Source organism: Acetobacter orientalis (assembly GCF_000963965.1).
Lineage (GTDB): Bacteria > Pseudomonadota > Alphaproteobacteria > Acetobacterales > Acetobacteraceae > Acetobacter > Acetobacter orientalis.
On the sequence record NZ_BAMX01000024.1, the window covers coordinates 84,438 to 104,519 of the forward strand.

The following is a 20,082-nucleotide window of genomic DNA, read 5'->3' on the forward strand; positions in this document are numbered from 1 at the left end:
ACACCCACGCATGAAGAGTTTTTGAGTTGGTACAGAGAGTGCAACACGACAAGAAAAGAGTGTGGGGGGCAACAAACGTGCCCGCAAAAGGGTATGGTGTGTTGGGCCTGTTAGCCCGCACGGCGAATCGTGTTGTAACGGGTGTTTCTTTGTGGGGGGTTAGCCTTGGCTGCGCGTGGGCAGCAGACCCGCAGCCTTATGTGACCACGGTAAAGCCAACCGGGCAGGCAGACCTTGATGCAGCACTGAATGCGTCGTCTGACCTGCTGGGGCTACAAGGCACGCATGCCGTGGGGCCGTTTGCGTTGGCAGGGCGTGTGCGCAGCGATTATGAGCGCCTGCGTACAGCCCTTGAAAGCTGCGGCTATTACGGTGGCACTGTAACTATTACCCTAACCCGCCAAGGTGCCAAAGACGGGGTTAAGCTTGATGGCCAGTCTTCTGCCCTTGCAAGCTGGATTGAAGGCATACCAGAGAAAGAAAAAGTTACGGCTGAAATAACCGTTGAGAAGGGGCCACTTTACCATGTTGGGCAAGTGAGCCTGCTTGACCCTAAAACAAAAGCCCCTCTAACGCTTAACACAACAGAACAAAATGCGTTTGGGCTTAAAACCGGCACCCCCGCCGTAGCCGAGACGGTGCTGGGGGCAGGCGGCAAACTGCTTGAGGCCATGCGGGAAGAAGGCCACGCACTGGCTACGGTTGGCACCCCAAAAGCCTATTTACGCCCAGAGAGCAAAACGCTTGATGTGGTATATGACGTAACACCCGGCCCGGTGCTGAATATTGGCACTATTAACGTGGCAGGCCTTAAACGGGTGAATGAGTCGTTTGTGCGCAGGCGCATGACCGTGCAGGAAGGGCAGCTATACCAGCCCTCTAAAATTGATGCCGCCCGCCAAGACCTGACCAGCGTGGGCGTGTTTTCTAGCGTTGCCGTAAAAGATGGCGCAGACCAAGCCGTAAACGGTACCATGCCGCTGGATTTTACGTTTAAAGAAGCAAAGCGCCGCGCCATTGGTGCCGAAGGTGGGTACTCAACCGACCTTGGTGCCCGTGCGGGTATAAACTGGACACACTACAACCTGCTGGGCAATGCCGAGCGCCTGAAACTGGCGGCCCTTGTAACCGGCCTTGGTGGCTCTGCCCAACAAGGCTTGGGGTATGATGTGTATGCAGATTTTTTTAAACCCGACTTTTACAGCCGAAAACAAAACCTGAGTGTGCGCCTTGAAGGCCTGCGCCAGTTGTTTTGGTCTTACCGCCAGACAGCGTTGCTGGCCCGTGCAGGGCTTACACGCCAAGTGGGGCGGTATTGGAATGTAAGCTATGGCCTTTCTGCCGAGCAGGAAAATATTCAGCAGTTTGGTGTCTCGCGTGATTACACCATTATTTCTGCCCCTCTTGGTGGCGCGTTTGATAACACAGGCGTTGGTAACCCTATTGAACCTGCGACCCATGGTATTAGGGCATCTTTAAACGCGGCTCCCTCCGTTTCATTGGGGAATAAGGGCAGTGGTGAGTCGTTTTTTACTATTCTGAATGCCACGGCATCGGCTTATTTTGACCTTGAGCATTTGGGCATTAGCAAGCCGGGCCGCAGTGTGCTGGCTGTGCGGGGTACTATTGGCAGTATTCAGGGGGCTGGTACCTACGACATACCGCCAGACCAAAGGCTATATGGCGGTGGGAGTGCTACCGTGCGTGGCTTTAGGTGGCAGGGTGTTGGCCCGCAATATAAAAACACTCGCTATGCCATAGGCGGCACATCGTTGGATGCCGGAACGGTTGAATACCGGCAAAGAATACTCAAAAGCTTTGGTATGGCTGGCTTTATTGATGCCGGGCAGGTGGGCAGTAGTAGTGCGCCCTTTACCGGCACTTTGCGTGTAGGTGTAGGGGGTGGTGTACGGTACTACACCCCTATTGGGCCAGTGCGGCTAGATGTGGGTGTGCCCCTGAACCGCCCCGAGCGTGGCGATAAGTGGGATTTGTATATTGGCCTTGGGGAAACATTCTAATGGCGGCGCATGATCAACAAACAGGTGCGCCGCGCCGGTCGGGTTTGCGCCGAGCGGCCCGCATTGCTGGCCTAAGCGTTGGGGTGTTGGCCGGAGTAGCCGGGCTTGCTGTTGGGGTGTTGGTAATAGGTGCCAATACCGGTGCAGGCCGCAGGGTGCTTATGCAGCAAACAACCGCCCTTACCGGGGGTATGGTGAATATAACCGGCCTGGCTGGGCGCTTTCCTGACCATTTGCGGGTTGGCCAGATTGCGATCAAAGACAAGCAGGGGGTATGGTTAAGCCTTAAAAACCTAGACCTTGACTGGTCTTTACTGGCGCTGCTGGGGCGCACTGCGCGTGTGTATAGTGTAAGTGCTGATGAGCTTGATATACCGCGCCTGCCTGTGTCTGACCCGCAAAGTGCCTCGGCTTCTTCTTCCAGCGGGCCATCAAAGCTGGGTATGGGGCTGGATATTCGCAAACTGGCCATTGGGCGCATTAACGTTGGGGCACCGTTGGCAGGTGAGGCAGCCAGCTTTGCGTTAAATGGGCATGGCAGTTTGTCATCGCTTGATGCGGTGCTTAACGGTGTATCTTTGCCAGACCTACCCAAGGCCGATATTGGCCTTGCGTTAAAACGCTTAGACAAAGAAGGCCAGATAAACCTAGCAACCCGCACCAATGGCGGCACACTAGCTGTGCATGTTGATGCCAAAGAAGGGAATAATGGGTTTGCGGCGACCAAGCTGCAAATGCCACAACTGACCCCGTTAGCCCTGACACTGGATTTAAAAGGCCCCAGCAAAGCGGCGGTGCTTAATTTTGCGGCAAATGCTGGGCCAGTAACGGCTAAAGCTGCTGGTGTGCTTGATTTGCCGGGCCAGCGGCTTGGCACGCTTTCTGCCCAGCTTGACGCACCCCAGCTTATGCTCAAGCCAGATATGGGGTGGGGGGCTATTCATTTTACGACCCAGCTTAAAGGCAAAATGACCGAGCCTGAAGGGGCTGGCAGCTTGCAAGTAGACAGGCTGGTAGCAAGTGGTGCGGCTGTTGGTAGCCTAAAAGCCAACTTTACCGGCCACGCAAACCAAGCTGGGCAAAGCGACCTTATGCACGTGGTGGTTACAGCCGATGGCATAAGGCTGCCCGGTGCTGCCCCCACTGTGCTGGCCGCGGCACCGCTTACGCTTGAGGCTACACTTAAACCGCAAGAGGCAGGCAAGCCGGTGGTGCTTGATGTCTCGCACCCGCTGTTGCACCTAACGGGGCAGATACAAAGTGCAGCCCCGCAACGCGGCACGTTAGAGTTGGCACTGCCAGACCTTGCACCTTTGGCACAAGCCGCCAATACGGCGCTGCAAGGGCAAGCAGGCCTTAGGGCGCAGTTTGACTTACCTGCCAAAACAGACGGAGACACCCATGTGGTGGCAGATGGCACCTTGGCCATTACCGGTGGCCAGCCCCAAGCGGTGGGGTTGATAGGGCCTAAGGGAACATTCTCGCTCCAAACCACTCTGCGGCCATTTTATGCGCCACTGGTTGGTAAAGACGAGGCCGTTAAAGGTGAGGCCGCTACCCCGGTTGCACACAATGCAGCGGCAGGCCAAGCGCAAGGGCAACAAGGGCAGGGGGCTGTGCCGCAGCACGCCGCCCAGCAAGATGGAGCGCACACAGCACAGACTGCACAAACAGGCAAAACCCAAAAAGCCGCACCAATTGCCAGCGCTGCCCCACGGCAGGCTGATGGGCAGCAAATAGAGCTGAGCAAGTTTACGCTTTATGGGCAGGCGCTCCATTTGGTAGCGCAGGGCCGGGTTAATACCGGGCATGATATGGCTGTGTCTTCAACCTTGGCTTTGCCTGACCTTGCTAAGGCGCTGCCCTCTTTACGGGGTGGCTTAACATTGGCGCTAGACGCCACAGGCCCACTGCAAGACTTTGCAGCTAACCTGCATGCCGAGGGTGACCCCGGCACAGCCACCATGCCGCGCGGCCCGGTTGCGCTTGATGCCCACCTGCAACATTTGCCCGCAGCGCCCGCTGGTACGCTGGATGTGCAGGGGAGTGTTGATAAGGCACCTTTGCAGCTTACCGCAGCGTTTGCGCAAGATGCCCAAGGCGCACGCCAGCTTGACCTGCAAAAACTGTCTTGGAACAGCGTGCAGGGCGAGGGCAAATTAGCCTTACCCCAAGGTGAGGTTGTGCCACTTGGGGATATTACCCTTAAAATTGGCAGACTGGCTGACTTTAAAAACCTGATTGGCCAGCAAATTGCGGGGGCGTTGGCGGCGTCTGTGCACACTGTGCAGGTTGAGGGTAAGCCGCAGGTTAACCTGAAGCTAGACGGCAACGTAACGACACCACAAGCCAAGGTGGGGTCTTTGGCGTTGGCGGGGCAGGTAACAGACCCAGCCGCACACCCCAATGCTGACTTAACGCTTAAACTGGCAGGGCTTTCTGCCGCAGGTGTGACAGGGCAAGCCAAAATTACCGCCAAAGGGCCAGACGACGCCATGCAGCTTACAGCCCTTGTGGGGCCAGCAAGTTGGTCTGCCAGCCCGTTGGCTTTAGACACAGCGGCGTTGCTTAATTTGCCTGCAAAGCAAGTTAAGCTGCAAAAGCTGACAGCTACCGCCAAGGAGGAAACGTTAAAGCTACAAGCCCCTGCGCTTGTCTCGTTTGGAGACGTAATGGGTGTAGACCGCCTGCGTGCAACACTGGCAACGCGCGGTGCGGCCCCGGCTACGCTTGATGTAGCAGGGCGTATAAAGCCAACCTTGGCCCTTACGGCTGATATTGCCCACGTAACGCCCGCGTTAGCGCGGCCTTTTGCACCAGACTTTAAAGCCCAAGGCGAGCTTGACTTGCACGCTAAGGTTGCAGGCACGTTAGCGCAACCGACTGGGCAGGCACGGCTGAGCGGGCGTGGTTTGCGGTTAGATGGTAGCTCTGCTGCCGCGTCTATTCCGCCGCTCTCGCTGGATGCTTTGGCTGATTTAGCGGGTACGAGTGCCAAGGTAGATATAAAAGCCTCTGCCGGGCCAAAGTTGGGGCTGACAGTGGCCGGGCGTGCCCCCTTGAACAAAACTGGGCCGCTAGATTTGCGGGCTAATGGCAACCTAGACTTGTCTATTGCCAATGGTGTGCTGGGGGCGCAGGCGCGCCAAGCCTTGGGGCAGGTGCAGCTTGCTGTACAGGTAACCGGTACGGCCGCAAGCCCCAATGTAGGTGGTACGGTTGACCTGCGCGATGCTGATATTCAGGACTTTGCCCAAGGCCTGCACCTTTCTGCCATTAATGGCCGTGTGGTGGGGGCGCATGACAGCGTGGTGATAGAAAACCTGACCGCCAAAGCGGGTGAAGGGACGCTGGGTGTTACCGGCTCTGTTGGGGTTTCTGCCCCCGGTATGCCCATAAACCTGCATTTAACCGCGCAAAATGCCCGCCCGCTTTCAAGTGATTTGCTAACGGCTATTATGAATGCCGACATCACCGTTAAAGGGCAGGTTAGCACCCGCATGGATGTGGTGGGCGGTATTGACCTGAAGAAGGTTGATATTAACATTCCCAACTCGCTGCCGTCTTCAGTTGCGCGGTTGGAGGTAGTGCGCCCCGGCGATAAACAGCCAGACCCCAAGCAAGCCCAAGCTAATGCTAAAGCCGCCGTGATTGGGCTAGATTTGCGTGTGACCTCTCCGGGCAAATTTTCTGTGCGTGGCCATGGGCTTGATGCGGAAATGGCAGGCCGCTTGAAAGTGCAAGGCACAGCCCAAGCCCCACTGGTAAGTGGCGGGTTTGACTTAAAGCGCGGTAATTTTGATTTGGCGGGTATTTCGCTCAACTTTACCAAAGGGCGGGTGGCGTTTAACGGTAGCGGCGTAAGCCACAAGTTAGACCCAACACTGGATTTTGAAGCTGACCGTGTGGTGAACGGCCAAACCGCCATGCTTATGGTGGGGGGGTATGCCAGCCAGCCTAAAATCTCGTTCCAGTCTAACCCGGCTTTGCCGCAGGATCAGGTTTTGGCCATGCTGCTTTTTGGTACAGACGCACACTCTTTGTCGTCTACCCAGATGGTGGAGTTGGGAACAGCACTGGCGACCCTGACAGGTGTGACCTCGTTTGACCCTATGGGCACCTTGCGTAAAACCTTGCACCTTGACCGTTTGGCGGTTGGGGGTGGCTCTGGCGTGGGGAATGGCGGCACCACGGTAGAAGCAGGTAAATACGTTATGAAAGGCGTGTATGTGGGGGCCAAGCAGGCAACGTCTGGCTCTGGTACGCAGGCACAGGTGCAAGTTGACCTAACCAAAGAGCTTAAGCTGAATACAACTGTTGGCACGGGGGGTAACGTAACCGGCTTTACCACGCCAGAAAACGACCCCGGCAGCAGTATTGGCCTGTTGTGGCAGCACCGTTACTGAGTGTGCGTGCGGCGCTTCGTTTTTAGGGGGCGCATTACGGCACCTCTGCTGGTTGTTGAGTATGTTGTGCCAGTTTGGGGTATTTTTCACGCGGTGTGAGCGGCTGGCGTGACAAAAGCAAAAAGGGGCCACACTGAATTGTGTGGCCTCTTTTTTGTTGGGTGTTTTTAAAAGGTAAAGTCAACAACGACTGGCACATGGTCGGAGGGAGAGGCCCAGTTTCGGGCCTCTGTGAGCACAGACATGGCTTTAAGGTTAGTGGTTAGGTCTGGGGTAACCCACACATGGTCTAGCCTGCGGCCACGGTTAGACTTTTGCCAGTCTTTGTTACGGTAAGACCACCATGTGTAGAGTTTTTCTGTGTCGGGCACAAAATGGCGCATGGCATCAACAAAGCCTGCATCTCGCCATGCGGTTAGGCGTTCTATTTCAGGCGGGGTGTGGCTTACAATTTTAAGTAGTTGTTTGTGGCTCCATACATCGTGCTCTAGGGGGGCTATATTGAAGTCTCCTACCAAAATGGAGCGGGTAGGTTTGCGCGTGGTAAACCACGTTGTGACCTCTTCAACAAACGCCAGTTTATGCTCAAATTTGGGGTTTTCTATGGGGTCTGGAATATCTCCCCCGGCGGGCACGTAAAAGTCGTGCAGGTCTATGGGGCCGGTTGGGGTTTGCAGCACAACGCCAATATGGCGGCAGTCTTCTTTGCCGTGCCAATTGGGTAGGTTTTCAAGTGGCGTTATGGGGTGGCGCGAGAGAATGGCAACGCCATTATAGCTCTTCATACCTTTGTAATGCAGGTGCTCAAACCCAAGGGTGCGCAGCGCCTCGGCGGGAAAGAGGGGGTCTGCCACTTTGGTTTCCTGAAGGCAGATGACATCAGGGCTTAAAGTGGTGGCCAGCGTTTCTATGTGGGAAAGGCGTAGCCGAAGGGAGTTGATGTTCCAGGTTACAAGTCGCATAGCAATTGGCATTGCGCATCCGGGTTTGCGGAGCAAGTAAAATTCGGCCCATACTGGCCGGGCAGCGCACCCAAGCTTGGCGTGCCCCTTGTAATGACCGGATAGGGAACCATTTTTGCAGCATGACGCATTCTTCTTTGGCGCAAGCCAGCCAGCCGCAGGTTTCTACCGCCGTACGTGCCCTGCAAGACAGAATTTTTACCCTTGATAGCCACATTGATATTCCGTGGCCGGATGAGCGGAATGCGTTTTTAGACACACCAAACCGCCGGGTTGATCTGCCTAAAATGCAGCAGGGTGGTATGTCTGCCGGGTGTTTTGTGGCCTATATTGGCCAAGGCCCCACCACGGCAGAAGCCCACGCACAGGCGCAGGCCCAATGCTTGGCGATGCTGGACGCCATTAACCAAATGCAGGGGAGCCATAACGGTATTACTGCCCGCGTGTGCCCTACCGTAGAGCAAATGCTGGCAGCCCATGCAGCCGGTGCCCTTGTGGTGGTGCCAGCGGTGGAAAATGGCTACGGCATGGGCGACGACCCCGCGTTACTGGCGCAGTTTAAGGCTAAGGGGGCGCGGTACGTAACCCTTACCCATAATGGGCATAATGTGTTGGCCGATGCGGCTATTCACCGCCCGAGCTTGGGCGATAAACCGCAAAACCACGGTGGGCTTTCTGCCTTGGGGCGGGAGGCAATAGCCCATATGAACCGCTTAGGCATGGTGGTTGATGTGTCGCATGCTTCTAAATTAACCATGATGCAGGCTGCTGCGGTGTCGCGTACGCCAATAGTAGCAAGCCATTCTTGCGTGCGTACATTGTGCGACCACCCGCGTAATTTGGATGATGAGCAGCTTGATGCGCTCAAAGACTGTGGCGGGGTGATACAAATTACCGCCATGCCTGCCTTTTTGAAACCTAAGCCAGATGAAGGCAAGCGCACTGCGAATGTAGCCGACTTTGTTGACCATATTGACTACGTGGTGCAGCGCCTTGGGCCGGCCTATGTTGGTATTTCGTCTGACTTTGATGGCGGTGGCGCGATTGACGGCTGGGAGAACGCAACGCAGGGCGTAAACCTAACGGCAGAGCTTATGCGCCGTGGGTATGATGAGAGCGAAATTGCGGCCTTTTGGGGTGGAAATTTCTTGCGTGTGCTCAAAAAAGCAGAAGAGGTGGCAGAACAAACAGCGGACGTATTGGTCTAAAAGATGGACGTAATTTTAGATTGTTTGTCCACTTGCCTGCTTGACTCCTTTATTCTGTAACAAAAACTTCGTATTTGCCTGTGTGCAGGCAACAAAGTTTTTATAAAATCGTTAAAAATCAAACCCTTGCTTTGTATGGCTAAAAAATATGCAATACGAAGAAGGGGGGAGAAATCTGCCGTTTTTGGTGGGGGTGATGGGGGTAATCCACACACTTATCCACAAAATCGGTGGATGAAATTTTTGTGTCGAGAGAGCGCTTCATGACAGCCGATAGGTCTTTGCCACCCACACCAGCAAGCCCAAGCGGGCAGGAGGGGCAAACTGCCCCTTTAAAGGGTGTTGAGGCTATTCGGCATGCGCTTAAAACCATGCCGCTTTCGCCCGGTGTGTACCGCATGTTGGGCAGCAAGGGTGAGGTGCTGTATGTTGGTAAGGCGTTAGCCTTAAAAAAACGTGTGACCTCTTACACCAACGTGGCCCGCCTGCCAGAGCGGCTACGGCGTATGGTGTCTGAGACGGTGGCCATGGAAATTGTGACCACCCACACCGAGGCCGAAGCTTTGCTGCTTGAGGCCAATTACATTAAGCGCATGAAGCCCCGCTTCAATATTTTGTTGCGTGATGACAAAAGCTACCCATGGTTGATGTTGACTGATGGGCACCCTTTTCCGCAGGTGGCAAAACATAGGGGCAAGCCCGTTAAAGGGGCCAGTTTGTGGGGGCCTTTTGCCTCTGCTTGGGCGGTAAACCAGACCCTTAATTTGCTCCAGCGCGTTTTTTTGCTGCGCTCATGTACCGATGCCGTGTTTAACAGCCGTGTGCGGCCGTGCTTGTTGTACCAAATAAAGCGTTGCTCTGGCCCGTGTGTAGACCGCATAAGCCAGCCAGAATATGCCCAGCTTGTTGAGCAGGCGCGTGAGTTTTTGTCTGGCAAAGATAGCGCCCTGCGTGAGCAGATGGGGGCAGAAATGCACCGTGCGGCAGAGGCAATGGATTTTGAACGTGCCGCCGTGCTGCGTGACCGTATTCGGGCACTGGCGCAAATGCAGGATTCAAGTGTTATCAACCCGGCATCTTTGCATGAGGCTGATGTGTTTGGTATTTGGCAGGAAGCAGGCCAAACCTGTATTCAGGTTTTCTTTATTCGGGGTGGTCGTAATAATGGCAACCGCTCGTTTTTTCCGGCCCACGCGCGGGAGGAAGAAGCGCCTGATATTCTGGCTGCCTTTATTGCCCAGTTTTATGATGACAAACCGTGCCCCGCCCAAGTGCTGGTCAATTGCGCCTTGCCCGAAGAGGCGTTGTTGGGGGAGGCTCTTGCCCTAAAACGTGGCCGTAAGGTTGAAGTTTTAGCCCCACAACGCGGTGAAAAACGCCAGGTACTAGACCACGCCGTTGCCAACGCGCGTGATGCCCTGCACCGCAAATTGGCTGAAACCGCAGGGCAAGCCAAATTGCTGGAAGGGGTGGCCAAGGTCTTTAACCTAGAGGAAACACCCCAGCGCATTGAAGTGTATGATAACAGCCACATTATGGGCTCTCATGCGTACGGGGTGATGATTGTAGGAGGCCCAGAAGGGTTTGACCGGCGCTCTTACCGCAAATTTTCTATTAAAGGCCCAGTAACCCCCGGCGATGACTTTGGAATGATGCGTGAGGTGTTGGAACGCCGCTTTGGCCGCGCACTGAAAGAAGCGGCCGAGGGGGATACCTCAAACTGGCCAGACATTTTGCTGATTGATGGCGGCGCTGGGCAATATTCTGCGGTGCGCGGCGTGTTGGATGATCTGGGCGTGACAAATGTGTGCTTGGTCGGCATTGCCAAAGGCTCAGACCGAGATGCCGGGCGGGAGTGGTTTTATACCCAAGACCAAGAGCCATTCCAGCTAGACCCGCGAGACCCGGTTTTATACTACCTGCAACGCTTGCGCGACGAAGCCCACCGCTTTGCTATTACAACGCATAGGGCAGGGCGCTCTAAAACCTTGGTGCGCTCAGAGCTTGATGATGTGCCGGGTATTGGCCCGGCCCGTAAAAAAGCCTTGCTGCACGCGTTTGGTTCGGCACGTGGGGTGAAGCAGGCGGGGCTTGCCGAGCTCGAATCGGCCGCGGGTATAAACCGCGAGACAGCACGGGCTATTTACGGCCATTTTCACCCCGATTGGGTGCCAGAATAGGTGGGGGGCAGAGCAATGTTGTGCATTTATGGGTGAGTGGCGCAAACAGGGGCAGAGAAAGCATTTCAGCCACGCACAAAATAGGTTAGTCTCCCACCAATGCTGACAGATTTGCCGAATGTCCTGACCATTTCGCGTATTGTGGCTATTCCCATAGTGGTGGCTTTTGCTGCTTGGGGAACGCCACAAGCCGATGCTGCGGCCTGCCTGCTGTTTATTTTGGCAGGTATTACGGACTATTTTGACGGAAAGCTGGCGCGCTCACGCCACCAGTTGTCTGACTTTGGTCGTATGTTCGATTCCATTGCTGATAAGCTGTTGGTAGGGGCATGCCTTATGGTGCTGGCGGGGCTTGTGCGCCTGCCATATTATAGCCTGTGGCCCGCTATTATTATTCTCTGCCGCGAAATTTTGGTGTCTGGCATGCGCGAATATTTGGCAGAGCGCCGTGCAAGCTTACCTGTAACCCGCCTTGCAAAATGGAAAACGGGTTTTCAGATGACGGCAATCGGCTTTTTGCTGGCCGGAGATGGTACCGGCGTATTGCTTGGCATGGCGTGGTTGCCTGTTGCCCTTATTGGGGCCGTGCTGCTTTGGATTTCTGCTGTGCTGACCCTGATTACAGGGTGGGACTACCTGACAACCGGCTTACGGCATGTTGAGTTGTAAAAACGTGCTGTGTGGGGTGGGGTGCAGGCGTTTTTAAAACATTAACACATAGGGCGCATAGGGCAGTTTGTTTTAGGCGGTAACCCGATATTTACCTTGATATTGTGTAAGGTAGGCGCGCAGGTCGGGCGTGGTGCTTGCGTGATATAAGGGATAGCTAGGTCTGATGATGCGAAAAGCGGCGTTGGTGGCGGTTTGCCTGAGCGTGAGTGGCTGCTCCGGCTTTGGAAAATATATTTCTGACACAGCAACCCTACCCGGAGAAAACCCAAACGCCCCCGCTGGGTCAGACCTGAATATGCGCCGCGTTTATGGCTACCATACAGCCGAAACCCCAATTTTACCCCAAGGTGGCAATATATGGCCCGGCCCCCCGCCACCTTTGCCAACATTGGAAGATGTTGAAAAAGACCGTAGCGGCACAGCGTTAGATGGCGGCAGCGGGCAAGACGTAGGGGCTGTGCTGCAAGATGGCAGCGAAATGAGCTTGAGCGACCATGATAAAAAAGCTGAGGGCGGCAAATTGCCTGATGCAGAGCCAGATGTGGCCGAGCGTTACGGCGCAAAACGTGGTAATGCCTCGACCATAGAAATTCCCAACGGGGATGGCTCGGTAACACTCATTCACCCAGATGGTACTGTTACGACCGTTCCTGCCAAGAAAAATACGCCCGCAAGCGCCCACTAAGCCTCGACGCTGCTGGGTGCTGAATGTTTCGGGCAAGGAGTGTGTATGGCAACAGCGGTAACGGTTCTCTATTTTGCATCATTGCGTGAGCAGATAGGGCGTGAGCACGATACAGCACCCGTGCCTCCAATAGGTGTGAGCGTACGAGCCTTGCAAGCCATATTGGCAGAGCAAGATGCCACAGTGGGGCAGGTTTTTGCCGCAACCCCGCGCTTACGTGTGGCTATTAACCAAGCATTGGCCACCTTTGAAAACACCGTAAAACCGGGCGATGAGGTGGCATTTTTTCCACCCATGACCGGGGGCTAAGCGGCATGATACGCGTATGTGTGCAAACCGAAGAGTTTGATGTGGGGCAAGAGGCAGCCCGCCTTTCGCGCGTGTCTGACAGTGTGGGGGGTATGAGCCTGTTTGTAGGGCAGGTGCGGGAGCAAAATGACGGGTTAGAAAGCCTGAGCCTTGAGCATTACCCGGGTATGACAGAAGCCTTGCTGACAGAGTTAGCCCAGCAGGCACACGCCCGCTTTAATTTGCTGGCATGCACTGTGGTGCACCGTGTTGGTACCTTAGGCGTAGGTGCGCCTATTGTGTTTGTAGGCAGCTCAGCCCCCCACCGGGCCGCCGCTTTGCAAGCCACAGCATTTTTAATTGATAGGCTAAAAACTGGCGCACCTTTTTGGAAGCGCGAGCATTTTAAAGGTGGCCGCACGGCATGGGTGGAAGCCAAAGAGGCTGACGACACCGCCGCCGCTGCGTGGGACTAAAAGCGCAGCGGTGCAATGCCCCCCCCTTAAGTGTGTGGGCCCCTTACGACCCGAGAGGCTGTGTTTAAACAGCCTGCTTTGGGGGCAAACTGGAAAGGTTAGGGTGTAGAGAGAACCGTATAAATTGCGGTGGTAAGTTTGTGTAACTCTGCTTCGGTTATGGTGAAGGCAGGCGTTAGGTACACAATATTGCGGAAAGGCCGTATCCAGACACCTTGAGCAATAAAGCGTTGGCGCAGGGCATCTGGGTTGGCAATTTTTTCAAGCTCTACCACGCCAATGGCTCCAAGGGTGCGGACATCTTTTACACCCGGCAGGGTGCGGCAGGGTTCTAGCCCTTGGGTTAAGAGCGTGTTGATACGCTGCACTTGCTCAAGCCGGGGTTCTTGCTCAAATAAATCGAGCGATGCATTGGCACATGCGCAGGCCAGCGGGTTGGCCATAAACGTGGGGCCGTGCATAAGCGCGTGCTCTGGGTTGTCAGACAAAAAAGCCTCAAACACATGGCGGCGGGCCACGGTTGCAGCCAGCGCCATAGTGCCGCCAGTAAGGGCTTTAGAGAGCGTTACGATGTCGGGTACAATGCCTGCTTGCTCGCACGCAAACATGCTGCCAGTACGGCCAAAGCCTGTAAAAATTTCATCTAAAATAAGCAACATGTCGTGCTCATCGGCTGCCTTGCGCAAGGTACGCAACACATCTGGGCTATGAAACAGCATACCGCCAGCACCTTGCACCAATGGCTCGGTTATAATGGCGGTAAGTTCATGCGCGTGGGTTTTAAGAAGGCGTAAAAACTCGGCAGTGCTGGCTGCATCTTGTGGTAGGGGGGCAATAATATGCTCAGCCAAGGCGCTGCCATAGAGGTGGTGCATGCCTTCTTCGGGGTCGCATACGGCCATGGTGGCCAGCGTGTCTCCGTGGTAGCCGCCTTTAAAGGCGAGCAGCTTTGTACGCCCGGTTTGGCCTTTATTAAGGCGGTATTGAAGAGCCATTTTCATGGCGACCTCAACCGAGACAGAGCCGGAGTCTGTAAAGAAAACGCGCTCTAGGTCTCCGGGCAGCATGGCGCTTAGGCGGCTTGCTAACGTGAGCGCTGGCTGGTGCACTGTGCCGCCAAACATAATGTGGGGCATGGTGCTAAGCTGGGCTTCTACTGCTTGGCGTATATGGGGGTGGTTGTAGCCGTGGCAGGCTGTCCACCATGCGGCAACGCCATCGGTCAGGCAGCGGCCGTTGCTTAGCTCTATGGTTGTGCCGTGGGTGCGGGTGGCGGCAAGGGGGGCAGAAGCCGTTTTCATTTGCGCGTAAGGCAGCCAGATATGGGGCAGCCCCGTGGTGTACCAACCCGGATTGGCGCTTGTGGGGGCTGTTGGGGTGGTAGACATTGTGCTGCTTACTCCTGCTTGGTGATTGACCAGACGCCACGGCTCCGGCACCACTGGCTACATGACGCGGTTTGATCCTCTTTTCCAGCATGGTTTGGAAAGATTGACAGAGCAGGGGCGTCTTCGCACGTCTCGGAGCCTTGACCCAAGGGCAGATGCCCAACTGGTGCGGGCAGATGGCACGGCTTTGGTCGATTTTTCATCTAATGATTATTTGGGCCTTAGGCTCCACCCGCTTTTGCGTGACAGAGCGGCGGAGTGGGGTGCTCGCTATGGGGTGGGGTCTGGTGCTTCGCGGTTGGTGAGTGGTACCTGTAGTGGCGCAGTGCAGCTAGAGGCACGCTTGGCTGGGCTTAAAGGCACAGAGGCTGCGTGTATTTTCTCTTCAGGGTGGCAGGCTAATGCAACGCTTGTGCCTGCTTTAGCGCGGCTTTCTGCTGCTGTGTTGGGTGCTCCTGCCGTTATTTTTGCCGATAAGCTCATTCATGCCAGCTTGTACCAAGGCTGTGCGGCTGCGGGCATACAGCCGCTCCGGTTTAGGCATAATGATGTGGCGCATCTGGCAACATTGCTTGAAAAGTATGCCGATACACCCGGCCTTAAAATAGTGCTGACCGAAAGTGTTTTCAGCATGGATGGGGATAGGGCAGACCTCCCTGCATTGGCTGCCGTCTGCCGCGCACACAATGCGTTTTTATGTGTAGATGAAGCGCATGCAACAGGCATTTTAGGCGAAAATGGCCGTGGTTTAGCGCATGGCTTGGCAGACCTTGTGGTGGGTACGTTTAGTAAGGCTTTAGGGTGTATGGGGGCGTTTGTGGCGTCTTCTAACCCGGTGTGCCAATGGCTGATGAATAGTGGGTCTGGGTATATTTTCTCAACCGCGCCGTCTCCCATGGTACTGGGCGCGGTTGATGCCGCCCTAGATTTGCTGCCAACCCCAGAGCTTGAGCAAACCCGCACCCATGTTGCGGCCCTTTCTGCCCTGTTGCGGGCACAAGTGCAGGGTATGGGGCTGGATACGGGGCCGTCTTCCACCCAAATTGTGCCGATTATTGTGGGGGGCGAGCAAACCGCTTTGCAGGCTGCGCAGGCTATGGAGCAGGCCGGGTTTTTAACCGTAGCCATAAGACCCCCAACTGTACCGCCGGGCGGGTGCCGCTTGCGGGTGGTGCTGCATGGTTTTCATACACAAACGCAGGTTTTGACTTTGGTTGACGCGTTACGAAATGTGGTGCGCCAAGGTGTAACAGCATGAGCGGGCTACAGCCTGTTTTTGTGCATGGCTGGGCCTGCGGGCCAGAGATATGGCACCCCGTACAAGCAGCGTTAGGTGTGACTGACTGGCTAAGCCTTGACTTAGGGTATTTTAAAGCCCCCACACACCAGCCGCAAAGCGTGGCTGCTACCAATTTTCTGGCAACGCAAGATAAACAGCCCAAGCTGTTTATTGGCCATTCTTTTGGGTTTATGTGGCTCTTAAGCCAGTGCAAAATACCAGAGGGTAGCCGGTTTGTGGGTATTAATGCCTTTGGGCGTTTTGCTGCCACGCAAGGGTATGAGCATGGCGTACCCACTCGTGTACTACAAAGAATGCAGGTGGGGCTAAGCAGAAATATAGCGCAAGGTGTTAATGCCTTTAGAGCACGCTGCCATTTACCAGAGGTGACGGAGGCCATTTGCCAGCCGGCCGCTTTACACGATGGTTTAGAGTTTTTAGCGCAAGGCGATGTGCGGCCCAGCCTGCCCCCACTGGTGCAGAATAAAAGCCTGCTGGTGTTGGCTGGTGCACAAGACCCCATAGTAACGCCAGCCCTGACAGAGGCCGCTTTTCCGGCAGGGGTGGTGTGCCACTGGCAGGCACAAGGGGGGCATATGCTACCGCAGACACACCCGCAGTTTTGCGCTGAACATATTCGCACGTTTCTTTAAGTAAGGCCGCCAGACGTTATGGATACATTGCCCCGCCAACACCGTATTCGCCAAAGTTTTGATAATGCAGCGCAGTACGATACGGCAGCGACTATGCAGCAGGTGGCTGCACGGCAGTTATTTGCGCAAATTTGCACCAAATTGGGCACCAAGGCACCTGCGCGTATTTTAGAAATAGGGTGTGGCACCGGGTTTTTAACGCAGTTGCTGCATGAGCGCTGGCCACAAGCGACACTGATAGCCACAGACATTGCCCCCCATATGCTCAAACGCGCAGCACAGCGTGTGGGTGAAGCTGTACAGTATGCAGTGCTTGATGCCGCCAGCCCTGACATTGAGGGGCCGTTTGACCTGATATGCGGCAACCTTGTTTTTCAATGGTTGGAGCAGCCCAAGGCTGTGCTGGCTCGTTTGGCGGGTTTGTTGGCCCCCGGCGGGGTTTTAGCGCTTTCTAATTTGCTTGAAGGCACCTTTGCTGAGTGGCAGACAGCTTGCGCCCCGCATGAAAGTGGTGTGCCTTACTACCCCAGCCAACAGGTTTTGGCAGACTGCGTGCCGCCATTGTGTTCTGGTAAGTGGCAGGCACAAACGGCGGTGCAGCCTTTTGCCTCGGCCCATGCGTTTTTACGGCATTTAAAACAGACTGGTGCCGCAGTGCCACGGGCTGGGTATAGCCCGTTGCCTATTGCTGCATTGCGGCACGTCATGCAGCGGTTTGATGCAAACGGGCATTATGTGTCTTGGCAATTTGCGTATGGTTGCTTTCAAAGGCCGGTACGGGCTGGGGTATTTGTAACAGGCACAGACACAGGTGTTGGCAAAACTTTTGTTTCGGCCTGTTTGGTTAAGGCGTGGAACGCGCTTTATTGGAAACCCCTGCAAAGCGGTTTGGCTGAGGAAGAGGGTGACACCGCAACCGTTGCACAGTTAGCCGGTTGCGCCCCAACCGATATAACGCCCCCCGCTGGAGCATTTCAGGCCCCACTTTCGCCCGAAGCCGCGGCTCAGGCAGAAGGCCAGTGCATTAATGTGCAGCAGCTTGAGCTACCCAGCAAAGAGCCTATGCGACCTTTGGTTGTTGAGGGGGCAGGCGGGTTGATGGTGCCTGTGGCAGAGCAGGTGATGATGATTGACCTAGCTGTTGCGTGGGGGTTGCCTGTAGTGCTTGTAGCCCGCAGTGGCTTGGGTACGCTTAATCATACTCTGCTGAGTGTTGAAGCCCTGAAACAAAGGGGTGTAGCTCTTATGGGGGTTATATTAAACGGCCCCCCAAACCCCGGCAACAAACAGGCCATAGAGCACAAAGGGGGCGTGCGCATTTTAGCTGAAATTGCACACCAGCTCTATGTGACCCCAGATGCCGTACAGGCCGTGGCGGGCACTTTACCTAAGTGGGAAGAAACATGGTGGCAGGGTTAAGTGGTTTGATAAAATTTTGAGAGAGGTGGCTTCAAGCACTGCCTGAGGTGGTCTGGCAGTGTCTTTATGGCCTGAAAGCGTTGTTTTTTACGCTCATGCTACAGCAGTGGCTGGCAGTATTGCTTCTCCAGCCACCACAATTACGCTGTTCGCTTTAGATATTTAATTTAGAAACAGTGGGTTAGTGGTAACGGCGGATAAGGGCGGCGAGTCTGCCCTGAATTTTGAGGCGCTCTGCAGGAACAATGCGCGTTTCGTAATTGGGGTTTGCTGCTTCTAGGGCAATGGCGTTGCCTTTGCGGCGCAGGCGCTTGAGGGTTACGTCGTTATCATCAATTAAAGCCACAACAATCTGGCCATTTTCTACGCTGTCTGTGCGTTTGATGATGACGTAGTCTCCGTCCATAATGCCAGCATCAATCATGGAATCCCCCGCGACCTCTAGGGCGTAATAGTCGCCTGTGCCGGTAAGATCTGGTGGGATATCGAGAAAAGATGTGGTGTCTGACAAGGCTTCGATAGGCAAGCCTGCGGCAATGCGGCCATAGAGCGGAATTTTGTGTAAAGGCTGCGCTGTGCGCGCAAAGTCACCACGGATAACGTTAGCGGGCAGCGCCTCTGGGCTTTCAGCCATTTCTGGCAGTTGAATGACCTCTAGTGCGCGGGCACGGTGGTGGTGGCGGCGGAGAAAGCCGCGCTCTTCCAGGCCGGAAATAAGCCGGTGAATGCCAGATTTGGAGCGTAGGCCCATGGCTTCTTTCATTTCATCGAAAGAAGGGGAAAAGCCTGTCTGCTTGAGGTGAGATTCGATAAAAAGCAGAAGTTTATGCTGTTTACGGGTCAGCATGGTGGGGCACCTCGGAGCAGAGCGGTCGTGTAAAGGGCATACAATCTCTTTGTTCTATATAAGTTCTCTTTTTGGGTCAAGCATTTATGCGGTGTTGCGCGTGGTATTATCTGGGCAATTGCACCGTGTAGGTGTGGGGCAGCAATGCTGGTGTGGTGGTTTTCAGGTGTGCGTTTTCACGTTACGGCGCAGGACATGACATATGTGCTTATTGCCCCGTAAATGAAAAAGCCCACGCTCTGTGTACCCAAGGCGTTGCTGCAAGCGTGTGCCGTAGGCGGCATTGCGTTGTGTGGCTGGGGTGGCGGGGTGGCACAGGCGCAAGATGCCGATTTTACGCAAAAATTAAGCGGCACGTGGGGTGGGTTGCGTAGCAAATTATTCTCGGAAGGTCTTGATTTTGAAGTTAATGACCAAAATGAATATTGGGGTGTGCCAGTAGGGGGGAGCCAGCCCTCTAACAACTATATTGGTGCAACAACCGCCGCCCTTACGCTTGATTTACACACGCTAACGGGCTTGGCGTTGGGGCGGTTGCATGTAAGTGCAATGGATATTCGGGGTCGGCCGTTTAGCAACACCCCGCTTTACGTTTTTAACCAAGTGTCTGGCATAGAAGCCGATGATAACCTGCGGTTATATGAGTTATGGTACAACCAGTCTTTCTGGCACGAACGCTTTGATGTGTTGGTGGGTAAACTAGACCTAAGCCATGATTTTATGAGCAGTGATATGGCTCAGAATTTTTTAAATGCCTCGTTTTCGTGGCCAATGCTTCCAGATAATAACCTTTATGATCAAGGGCCTACATCACCTCTTGCAACACCTGCGGTGCGTATAAAATACCACCCTAATGCCCATTGGACAGTGTTGGCCGCTGTGGGAGATGACAACCCCATAGGGGCTGGTTTTTACAACGAAAATGACCCTTGGAACCAAAACCAAGACCCAAGCGGCACCCGCTTTCATTTTGGGACAGGGGCGCTGTTGTTTTTTGAAATGCAATACCACCGGCAAGACCCTGTTTATGAAGGAACTTTCAAGCTTGGTGGGTATGGAGATACAGGGCGCTTTCCGGAACAGGGGAATGCGGCAACCACACATAAAGGCAACTGGGCACTGTATGGTGTGGCAGATCAGGTTATAGCCAAGCTACAGGGGGCCACCCGGCTAGGTGTTTTTGTGCGTGCCACTGGCACGGCGGCGGCAGATAGAAACCAAATAGTTTACGGACTTGATGCAGGGGTTGTGTTAACCGCCCCCTTCCAACGGCAGAATGATGCCGTGGGGCTTGGCTGGGGTGTTTGTGCACCCAGTGGTGTGCTTGCCCGTGCTGCACGGCGCACAGGGCAAATGGTGCAGGGAAACGAGTACCATTTTGAATTAACATACCAATACCAGCCATATGCGTGGTTATTGGTGCAGCCAGATATACAAGGCATTATTGCCCCAAGTGGGGGCGTGCCAGATAACACTGGGGCACGGGTACGCAATGAAGCTATTTTTGGGATTCATTCTAGTGTTTCATTTTAGTAATATGATTTTTAAAGATATTTTTTTGTACGCTTATAAAATTGGTTAGATTTGCGTTGGCACGT

The 20,082-nt window shown here is 54.7% G+C and carries 15 protein-coding genes; 12 read left to right on the top strand and 3 right to left on the bottom strand.

All coding sequences use genetic code 11. The features are described 5' to 3' along the window. The first annotated feature begins 98 nt into the window (after positions 1 to 98). Both Abor_RS09655 and Abor_RS09660 read left to right on the top strand, forming a co-directional pair. Complete coding sequence (locus Abor_RS09655) at positions 99 to 2,021, top strand: autotransporter assembly complex protein TamA (protein WP_048841821.1); 1,923 nt, start codon at positions 99 to 101, stop codon at positions 2,019 to 2,021. Next, positions 2,021 to 6,427, top strand: a complete 4,407-nt coding sequence (locus Abor_RS09660) for a translocation/assembly module TamB domain-containing protein (protein ID WP_048841669.1) — start codon at positions 2,021 to 2,023, stop codon at positions 6,425 to 6,427. The genes Abor_RS09655 and Abor_RS09660 overlap by 1 nt, the downstream gene beginning before the upstream one ends. Before the next feature lie 167 nt (positions 6,428 to 6,594). Here Abor_RS09660 and Abor_RS09665 read toward each other — a convergent pair whose 3' ends face one another. Next, positions 6,595 to 7,401 (bottom strand): exodeoxyribonuclease III, encoded by an 807-nt coding sequence (locus tag Abor_RS09665; RefSeq protein WP_048841670.1) that lies wholly within the window; start codon positions 7,399 to 7,401, stop codon positions 6,595 to 6,597. Between the two features lie 110 nt (positions 7,402 to 7,511). Between Abor_RS09665 and Abor_RS09670 the strand changes: the two genes are divergently transcribed. From Abor_RS09670 to Abor_RS09695, 6 genes are all read left to right on the top strand, one after another. Then, complete coding sequence (locus Abor_RS09670; protein WP_048841671.1) at positions 7,512 to 8,597, top strand: dipeptidase; 1,086 nt, start codon at positions 7,512 to 7,514, stop codon at positions 8,595 to 8,597. Between the two features lie 263 nt (positions 8,598 to 8,860). Continuing rightward, on the top strand, positions 8,861 to 10,777 hold the full coding sequence (gene uvrC, locus Abor_RS09675) for an excinuclease ABC subunit UvrC (protein ID WP_048841822.1): 1,917 nt from the start codon (positions 8,861 to 8,863) through the stop codon (positions 10,775 to 10,777). 99 nt (positions 10,778 to 10,876) lie between these two features. After that, a complete protein-coding gene (gene pgsA, locus Abor_RS09680; RefSeq protein WP_048841672.1) occupies positions 10,877 to 11,446 on the top strand; it encodes a CDP-diacylglycerol--glycerol-3-phosphate 3-phosphatidyltransferase in 570 nt (189 codons plus the stop codon). A 169-nt stretch (positions 11,447 to 11,615) separates the two neighbouring features. Next, the gene (locus tag Abor_RS09685) at positions 11,616 to 12,134 is read left to right on the top strand and encodes a hypothetical protein (protein ID WP_048841823.1); all 519 of its coding nucleotides are present in this window, start codon (positions 11,616 to 11,618) and stop codon (positions 12,132 to 12,134) included. A gap of 45 nt (positions 12,135 to 12,179) precedes the next feature. Further along, the gene (moaD, locus tag Abor_RS09690; RefSeq protein ID WP_048841673.1) at positions 12,180 to 12,443 is read left to right on the top strand and encodes a molybdopterin converting factor subunit 1; all 264 of its coding nucleotides are present in this window, start codon (positions 12,180 to 12,182) and stop codon (positions 12,441 to 12,443) included. 5 nt (positions 12,444 to 12,448) lie between these two features. Further along, entirely contained in the window at positions 12,449 to 12,898 is a 450-nt protein-coding gene (locus Abor_RS09695; RefSeq protein WP_048841674.1) for a molybdenum cofactor biosynthesis protein MoaE, read from the top strand. A gap of 98 nt (positions 12,899 to 12,996) precedes the next feature. Here Abor_RS09695 and Abor_RS09700 read toward each other — a convergent pair whose 3' ends face one another. After that, positions 12,997 to 14,286, bottom strand: coding sequence for an adenosylmethionine--8-amino-7-oxononanoate transaminase (locus Abor_RS09700; protein WP_048841675.1), 1,290 nt, complete (start codon positions 14,284 to 14,286; stop codon positions 12,997 to 12,999). Positions 14,287 to 14,347: 61 nt separating this feature from the next. Here Abor_RS09700 and Abor_RS09705 point away from each other — a divergent pair, with 61 nt between their 5' ends. The 3 genes from Abor_RS09705 to bioD are packed head-to-tail and all read left to right on the top strand — an operon-like array spanning position 14,348 to position 17,637. Further along, positions 14,348 to 15,544 carry an aminotransferase class I/II-fold pyridoxal phosphate-dependent enzyme gene (locus Abor_RS09705; protein WP_048841676.1) on the top strand — a complete coding sequence of 399 codons (1,197 nt, stop codon included), beginning with the start codon at positions 14,348 to 14,350 and terminating at the stop codon, positions 15,542 to 15,544. Continuing rightward, on the top strand, positions 15,541 to 16,218 hold the full coding sequence (locus tag Abor_RS09710; protein WP_048841677.1) for an alpha/beta fold hydrolase: 678 nt from the start codon (positions 15,541 to 15,543) through the stop codon (positions 16,216 to 16,218). The genes Abor_RS09705 and Abor_RS09710 overlap by 4 nt, the downstream gene beginning before the upstream one ends. An 18-nt stretch (positions 16,219 to 16,236) precedes the next feature. Continuing rightward, positions 16,237 to 17,637, top strand: coding sequence for a dethiobiotin synthase (gene bioD / locus Abor_RS09715; RefSeq protein ID WP_048841678.1), 1,401 nt, complete (start codon positions 16,237 to 16,239; stop codon positions 17,635 to 17,637). Positions 17,638 to 17,818: 181 nt separating this feature from the next. On the opposite strand, the gene lexA is transcribed toward bioD, so the two are convergent. Continuing rightward, the gene (gene lexA, locus Abor_RS09720) at positions 17,819 to 18,484 is read right to left on the bottom strand and encodes a transcriptional repressor LexA (protein ID WP_048841679.1); all 666 of its coding nucleotides are present in this window, start codon (positions 18,482 to 18,484) and stop codon (positions 17,819 to 17,821) included. A gap of 222 nt (positions 18,485 to 18,706) precedes the next feature. On the opposite strand from lexA, the gene Abor_RS09725 reads away from it, so the two are divergent. Then, complete coding sequence (locus Abor_RS09725) at positions 18,707 to 20,017, top strand: carbohydrate porin (protein WP_084594483.1); 1,311 nt, start codon at positions 18,707 to 18,709, stop codon at positions 20,015 to 20,017. The last annotated feature ends 65 nt before the right edge of the window (positions 20,018 to 20,082 follow it).

What these genes read in the sequence shown, in the direction of transcription:
- Abor_RS09700 (WP_048841675.1), bottom strand. Translation starts at nt 14,286, where the DNA reads ATGTCTACCACCCCAACAGCCCCCACAAGCGCCAATCCGGGTTGGTAC.
- Abor_RS09705 (WP_048841676.1), top strand. Translation starts at nt 14,348, where the DNA reads ATGACGCGGTTTGATCCTCTTTTCCAGCATGGTTTGGAAAGATTGACA.
- Abor_RS09725 (WP_084594483.1), top strand. Translation starts at nt 18,707, where the DNA reads ATGAAAAAGCCCACGCTCTGTGTACCCAAGGCGTTGCTGCAAGCGTGT.
- moaD (WP_048841673.1), top strand. Translation starts at nt 12,180, where the DNA reads ATGGCAACAGCGGTAACGGTTCTCTATTTTGCATCATTGCGTGAGCAG.
- Abor_RS09660 (WP_048841669.1), top strand. Translation starts at nt 2,021, where the DNA reads ATGGCGGCGCATGATCAACAAACAGGTGCGCCGCGCCGGTCGGGTTTG.
- Abor_RS09665 (WP_048841670.1), bottom strand. Translation starts at nt 7,401, where the DNA reads ATGCCAATTGCTATGCGACTTGTAACCTGGAACATCAACTCCCTTCGG.
- pgsA (WP_048841672.1), top strand. Translation starts at nt 10,877, where the DNA reads ATGCTGACAGATTTGCCGAATGTCCTGACCATTTCGCGTATTGTGGCT.
- Abor_RS09695 (WP_048841674.1), top strand. Translation starts at nt 12,449, where the DNA reads ATGATACGCGTATGTGTGCAAACCGAAGAGTTTGATGTGGGGCAAGAG.
- Abor_RS09685 (WP_048841823.1), top strand. Translation starts at nt 11,616, where the DNA reads ATGCGAAAAGCGGCGTTGGTGGCGGTTTGCCTGAGCGTGAGTGGCTGC.
- Abor_RS09710 (WP_048841677.1), top strand. Translation starts at nt 15,541, where the DNA reads ATGAGCGGGCTACAGCCTGTTTTTGTGCATGGCTGGGCCTGCGGGCCA.
- Abor_RS09670 (WP_048841671.1), top strand. Translation starts at nt 7,512, where the DNA reads ATGACGCATTCTTCTTTGGCGCAAGCCAGCCAGCCGCAGGTTTCTACC.
- bioD (WP_048841678.1), top strand. Translation starts at nt 16,237, where the DNA reads ATGGATACATTGCCCCGCCAACACCGTATTCGCCAAAGTTTTGATAAT.
- uvrC (WP_048841822.1), top strand. Translation starts at nt 8,861, where the DNA reads ATGACAGCCGATAGGTCTTTGCCACCCACACCAGCAAGCCCAAGCGGG.
- lexA (WP_048841679.1), bottom strand. Translation starts at nt 18,484, where the DNA reads ATGCTGACCCGTAAACAGCATAAACTTCTGCTTTTTATCGAATCTCAC.